At 54.4% G+C, this 6,289-nt stretch carries 6 protein-coding genes and 1 pseudogene; all 7 read left to right on the top strand.

Translation table 11 applies throughout. The annotated features are described in order from the left end of the window. Positions 1–407: 407 nt before the first annotated feature. Positions 408–731, top strand: coding sequence for a transposase (locus V6D20_11870; protein HEY9816476.1), 324 nt, complete (start codon positions 408–410; stop codon positions 729–731). 837 nt (positions 732–1,568) lie between these two features. Continuing rightward, positions 1,569–2,027, top strand: a complete 459-nt coding sequence (locus V6D20_11865; protein HEY9816475.1) for a cation transporter — start codon at positions 1,569–1,571, stop codon at positions 2,025–2,027. A gap of 12 nt (positions 2,028–2,039) precedes the next feature. Beyond that, positions 2,040–3,716 (top strand): annotated as a pseudogene (locus V6D20_11860) (copper-translocating P-type ATPase). Next, positions 3,709–4,047 carry a cupredoxin domain-containing protein gene (locus tag V6D20_11855; GenBank protein ID HEY9816474.1) on the top strand — a complete coding sequence of 113 codons (339 nt, stop codon included), beginning with the start codon at positions 3,709–3,711 and terminating at the stop codon, positions 4,045–4,047. Before V6D20_11860 ends, V6D20_11855 begins: the two are co-directional and overlap by 8 nt. A gap of 159 nt (positions 4,048–4,206) precedes the next feature. Further along, positions 4,207–4,542 carry a cupredoxin domain-containing protein gene (locus V6D20_11850; GenBank protein ID HEY9816473.1) on the top strand — a complete coding sequence of 112 codons (336 nt, stop codon included), beginning with the start codon at positions 4,207–4,209 and terminating at the stop codon, positions 4,540–4,542. Positions 4,543–4,875: 333 nt separating this feature from the next. Continuing rightward, complete coding sequence (gene rppA / locus V6D20_11845; GenBank protein ID HEY9816472.1) at positions 4,876–5,568, top strand: two-component system response regulator RppA; 693 nt, start codon at positions 4,876–4,878, stop codon at positions 5,566–5,568. Further along, positions 5,537–6,289, top strand: a 753-nt coding sequence (locus V6D20_11840) for a histidine kinase dimerization/phospho-acceptor domain-containing protein (protein ID HEY9816471.1), incomplete at its 3' end; no start/stop codon positions are given. The genes rppA and V6D20_11840, both read left to right, overlap by 32 nt.

The raw sequence follows: 6,289 nt of genomic DNA, 5'->3' as shown, positions 1-6,289 counted from the left end.
AATAGCTTGAAGGTGTCAGAACAATATTTTCAATTGGCACTATCATTTTTACACCTTATACAGAAAGATCTGCTTGGACTGACCTTATAGTCTTAACCGGCATTGTTGCACGGGTAGTCCTAAAGATGTAAGGATAAGAAGATAACAGTTTTCCCAAAAGATCCATGTCTGATCCCCACCCCCCTTGCCTCGCTTGTCAGTCAACTCATGGGGCCAAAAACGACAAAATCCATAGCGGTAAACAAAACTTCAAATGCCGTGAGTGCGGGAGATAGTTTGTGTAAGACCCCCAGAACAAAATCATTGACCAAGCAACCAAAACTTTAATGGTCAATCCTGGCGGATAGAATTCCAAAAAACTTGGAGCCGCCCTGTTAGCACTGGAAACCCTTTTAGCACAGGGCAACGTGATTCATGATTTATGCCAGGATGAAACCCGAGTTGGTCTGCAGACCCAGACAGGCAACGTCATCACGGCCAAGGGGGTGAAGCCCACGGTGAAGGTGCCATGGGGGCGAGAGAATGTCTGGATTGACGGAGCGATTGTCCCGTTGACGGGAGACCACTTCCTCCACGAGTATCCCGCACTTAACCGGGCATGTTTTCAGGGCTTTTTGGATTGGTTGTCTAAGCAATTGGGAGAAGATTGGGCGATTTTACACCTTGACCAAGCACCGGACCATATGACAACGGCGATCCGTTGCTCTGAGAAGCTTATTCCTTTGGTTTAACCCTCTCAGAGTCCTGAACTCAACCCTATAGAGAGACTTTGGCAGTTGCTGAAGCAGTCGCTCAAACATCAGATCTTTCCATTTCTGCAAACTGGCGTTGCTGAATACAAGTATGAAGTCCTAAATCCGCCCTCTCCCTCGGGAGAGGGCTAGCTCCCTTCTCCCTCGGGAGAAGGGTTGGGGATGAGGGCAAATCATCTATCGATTCAGCAATGCCTGCAAACTTTACGGGAGCGGGTTCAAGAACTATTTGATCAACTAACACTAGAGCAGGTTGCATCGATTTCTGCCTACAACTTCATCCTGGAAGCACTGTTCTATGTTGCTTCACATTAAACTGGTATGAGCGGCCTAGCATAGGGAAATGATGGTAGAACAAGCGTTTGCTCACTCCGTCCAAACGCTTGTCCTAGGCTGCTCCAGTACTCAGTAGCGAATGGTAGCAGATCGCCTTTCCCCCTTTAACTTAAGGATCCTACGGGCAGGCATGACCGGTTCGTAACAAAAGACCTCATAACGATACACTGACCCCCTTGATTCTCCAGTGAGTTGGAGCCTCCAAGATAGATCCATAGCAATTTTGGAGGTTGATCCATCACCCTTATTCTCACTGTTCCTAACCTGGCCTGCTCGGCCTGTGTCGAGACTGTCACCCGAGCCATTCACGCCGTCGATGCGGCGGCCCAAGTCAGCGCTGATACCAAAACCAAAGCGGTCACCGTTGCGACCGAAGCCTCTGAAGCCGATATCAAACAGGCGATTACCGCCGCAGGCTACACCGTGGCTTAGTTCCTCAGTCACCGACTCCTACAAACCAATGCAAATAGGAAGCAAACGATGGAAAATCAACTGTTAAAACTGCGGGGCATGAGCTGTGCCTCATGCGCCAGCAGTATTGAAGCCGCCATTCGCGCCGTGCCCGGTGTAGAGGCATGCAGTGTCAACTTTGGGGCTGAGCAAGCCGCCGTCACCTACGACTCCCGCCAAACGAACCTCACCTACATTCAGGCAGCGGTAGATGAGGCCGGCTACACTGCCCAGCTACTAGATGAAGACGTTTTTGCCACCGAGGACGATGCCGAGCGGAGAGAGCGAGACGCCGAAAACCGCAAACTCACCCGAAAAGCTGTGTTCAGTCTAGGTGTCGGTGGCATTTTGGTGGTTGGCTCGCTGCCGATGATGACGGGCCTGCCGATTCCCTTCATTCCCATGTGGCTGCACAACCCTTGGTTCCAGCTGGTGCTGACTATGCCCGTGCTGTTCTGGGCGGGTAATTCCTTTTTCGTCAATGCCTGAAAAGCCCTCAAACGACACTCCGCTAGCATGGACACGCTGGTGGCCGTGGGCACGGGCACTGCCTTTCTCTATTCGCTGTTGCCCACAGTTTACCCTCAGTGGTTTATTGACCAAGGGCTCAACCCGGATGCGTACTTTGAAGCCGCCGCCGTGATCATTGCCCTGATTTTGCTGGGACGACTGCTGGAAAACCGGGCCAAGGGCCAGACCTCTGAAGCTATTCGCAAGCTGATGGGCTTGCAGGTCAAAACCGCACGGGTCATCCGCGATGGACGAGAGTATGACATTCCCATTGCTGAGGTGGTGCTGGGCGACGTGATTCTAGTGCGGCCTGGGGAAAAAATTCCGGTGGATGGCCAAATTGTTGATGGAGCTTCTACCCTTGATGAGGCGATGGTGACGGGCGAAAGCGTGCCCGTGCAGAAAACCGTGGGGGATGAGGTGATTGGGGCAACGCTGAATAAAACCGGCAGCTTCAAGTTTCGCGCCACCCGTGTCGGCAAAGATACATTTTTAGCCCAGATCGTCAAGCTGGTGCAGCAGGCCCAAGGGTCGAAGACCCCGATTCAGAAACTAGCCGACCAAGTTACGTCCTGGTTTGTGCCAGCGGTAATTGCGATCGCCATTCTCACCTTTATCGTCTGGTACAACGTCATGGGCAACGTGACGATGGCGCTGATTACCACCGTGGGCGTGCTGATTATTGCTTGCCCCTGTGCCCTGGGTTTGGCCACGCCCACCTCGATCATGGTAGGCACCGGCAAAGGCGCTGAGAACGGCATTTTGATCAAAGGGGCCGACAGCCTGGAGCTGGCTCACAACATTCAGGCGATCGTGCTGGATAAAACAGGGACGGTTACCCAGGGCAAGCCGACTGTGACGGATTACCTGACTGTGAACGGCACCGCCACCGAGCTGCATTTACTAAAACTGGCGGGCTCTCTGGAACGTAACTCCGAGCATCCCCTGGCCGAAGCGGTTGTCAACTACGCCCAAGCCCAAGGGGTGACCTTAGTCGATTCTCAAGACTTTGAAGCCGTGGCGGGCAGCGGTGTCCAGGGTGTCGTTGCCGGGCAGCACGTGCAGATTGGTACCCACCACTGGATGAACGAACTCGGCATCGCCACCGATCGCCTGCAACAACAAGGGGAACACACCGAATCCCTGGGTCGCACGGTGGTATGGTTGGCGATCGATGGCCAAGTCGAAGCCATTCTTGGTATTGCCGATGCGGTCAAACCCTCCTCTGCTGCTGCTATTCGTACTCTACAACGCATGGGTCTGGAGGTGGTGATGTTGACCGGCGACAACCGCCGCACCGCCGAGGCGATCGCCCGCGAAGTTGGCATTACCCGCGTCTTTGCTGAAGTGCGCCCCGATCAAAAGTCAGCCCAGGTCAAACGCCTGCAATGGGAAGGCAAGGTTGTGGCGATGGTGGGCGATGGCATTAACGATGCCCCAGCCCTAGCCCAGGCTGATGTGGGCATGGCGATTGGCACCGGCACGGATGTGGCGATCGCTGCCAGCGACATCACCCTGATCTCCGGCGACCTACACGGCATTGGCACCGCCATTCAGCTTTCCCGCGCCACCATGGCTAACATTCGCCAAAAACTGTTCTTCGCCTTTATCTACAACGTCGCAGGTATCCCGATTGCGGCAGGCATTCTCTACCCCATCTTTGATTGAGCAACCGCTGTGGTCGAGCGCTGCCGTCACCGGGTCAGGCTTGAGCCTGATTGAGCTAGAGCTGTGGTGGTTCTTGCTCAGCAAGCCTAAGTCTCGCAAGGCCACCACAACCGGCGGCGTGCAAGAGGTCACCGTCACCGTTGATGGCGGCTACGACCCCAGCCACATTGTAGTGCAGGCCGGGCAGCCGGTGCAGCTCACCTTCTACCGCAAAGACCCCAGCAGTTGCCTCGAAGAGGTTCGCTTCCCTGACTTTCGCATTGCCCGGGCACTGCCGGTGAACCAGACCACGGCGATCGCGTTCATCCCCACCCAAGCCCGGTCGCTATGAGTTTGCCTGCGGCATGAATATGTTTCGCGGCACCGTAGAGGTGGTAGCCAACCACGGCGACGTAAGTCCCCCTGTAGCGGCGACGACAGCGGCCCCCCCAACCAGCAGCACCATCCTGTAGGGGCACCCACAGCAGCCCCCATTCCATCGGCAAAGGCAATGGAGGCAACTCTCACCCCTGAGGGTATTCAAACGGCCACGGTAACGGCAGCGAAGGGCTATCAACCCAACCACATTATTGTCGAAGCGGGTCGACCCGTGCGGCTCGATGTTCGGCGGGAGACCCCCAGCAGCTGCTATGCTCAACTGCTGATTCCTGAATTCGGTATCGCGGTAGATCTACCTGAAGGCAAAACTGTCCCGGTGGAGTTCACACCCACTCAGCCTGGCGAGTACAAGTTTATGTGCGGCATGAAGATGAACTTTGGCACTATTGAGGTGCGTCTCGGGGTAGGCTCTCTTAATGGCAAAACTCCTGTCCATGGAGCTGCCTAACTTCTCTGACTGACTGACACAAGTACCTCAACGTTTCATTCCATCGTTGATTTGGGAGACGAAACCACAAGGTCAAGGTCAAAAGCCTTGATCAAGGTACTTACAAAATCTAAAACTCACCAGAATTCAAGGGTTTCCAGAGATGTGTCAGGCAGTCAGCTAATCTCCAGCAATTGTTAGAAAGCCGGGTTTCTTTCAAGGTCTCTTCACTGACTGGAGTAGCATGCCGTGCTCGATTTCATTGTGGTTTCATGATCAGGTGGTATTTTTGAGTAGCAATATTGTGCAGCTACGTGCTGCTACCGCTTCTACCTGTAGCTTGAGCAAGTATTCATGCGTATTTTGCTGGTTGAAGATGAGCCCGACCTGGGGCGAGCAATTAAGCGCACCCTAACCCAAGAAGCCTACGTGGTGGACTGGGTGCAGTCTGGGGATGAAGCGCTGACCTATCTGGAGAGCAGCACTGTCACTTACGTGTTGGGAGTACTTGACTGGATGCTGCCGGGGCTAAATGGTCTGGAGATTTGTCGCTGGCTACGGGCGCAGCAGAATGCTCTCCCAATTCTCATGCTGACCGCAAACGATCGCATCGAAGATCGCATTGCGGGGCTTGATGCCGGGGCCGACGACTATCTAGTCAAACCCTTCAGCATGGATGAGTTGTTGGCCCGGTTGCGGGCCTTGAGACGACGCCCCGCTGACTTTAGACCAGCCCAAATCCAAATTGGAGCCCTGACGCTAGACTGCGATCGCAGAATTGCTCTTCTTTACAGTGGCACCGCTGCTGAGCAGACGATGTCACTGACCCAAAAAGAGTTTCAGCTCCTGCAATATTTGATGGAGCACCCCAATCAGATTCTTACCCAAGAGCAGGTGCTCAACCAGCTTTGGGAATTTGGCGCTGAACCCATTAGCAACGTAGTAGCAGCCCAGGTTCGGCTGCTGCGCCGCAAATTGGGGCAGTATGACTGTGACTACATGATTGAAACCGTCTATGGCATGGGATACCGGTTCAAAACTGAATAGACTATTTCGCCGCAGCCGCTGGCAACTCACCGGTTGGTATACCGGTGTGATGGCCATCGTCTTGGCCATTAGTGCCCTGGGCATGTACGAGGCCATTGCCCATGCCCATCGGGTAGCAGCCGATCGAGAGCTAAAATCGGTCGCCGAAGCCGTTCACGATAACTTAGAAAAATCTCTCACAGCCAATAGTCAGATTGAGAGCGGTTCCTCTGACCTGCTTCCAAACCTTTGCCTAACGGGGGACCCCTGCCTGGCCCCCTTTGAGCATAGCCACAACCACTATCACCCTGATGACCTATACTCCGGCAATTACTATATCCGGGTGCTAGGCACCAACGGGCAATTAGTCGCCAGCGCTGGTGATTATCCCCAAGGGCTATCCAGCCCCGATGCTGCTGCTCTCTGGAAAACGTTGCATGATTCATCCGGTCGGCCCTACCGCCAAGTGGTTCTGCCTCTGTATGCTCTAGATGATCAGCAGTTAGTGGGTCGGGTCGTGGTAGGTCGTTCGCTTAACGACTTTGCAGCCTACTTAGCTACTGTTCGCTGGAATATGGCCTTAGGTTTCCCCTTGGCGCTGGCCTTGATTGCCGTGGCGGGGTGGTGGCTGGCGGGAGTGGCGCTAGAGCCGGTGCAAATGTCATACCGCAACATCCAACAGTTCACAGCAGATGCCGCCCACGAACTGAGAACCCCCCTGGCTGCCATTCAGGCTACTACC

It is taken from the genome of Candidatus Obscuribacterales bacterium (assembly GCA_036703605.1).
Classification (GTDB): Bacteria; Cyanobacteriota; Cyanobacteriia; order RECH01; family RECH01; genus RECH01.
This window is presented reverse-complemented; position numbering and strand designations above follow the sequence as displayed.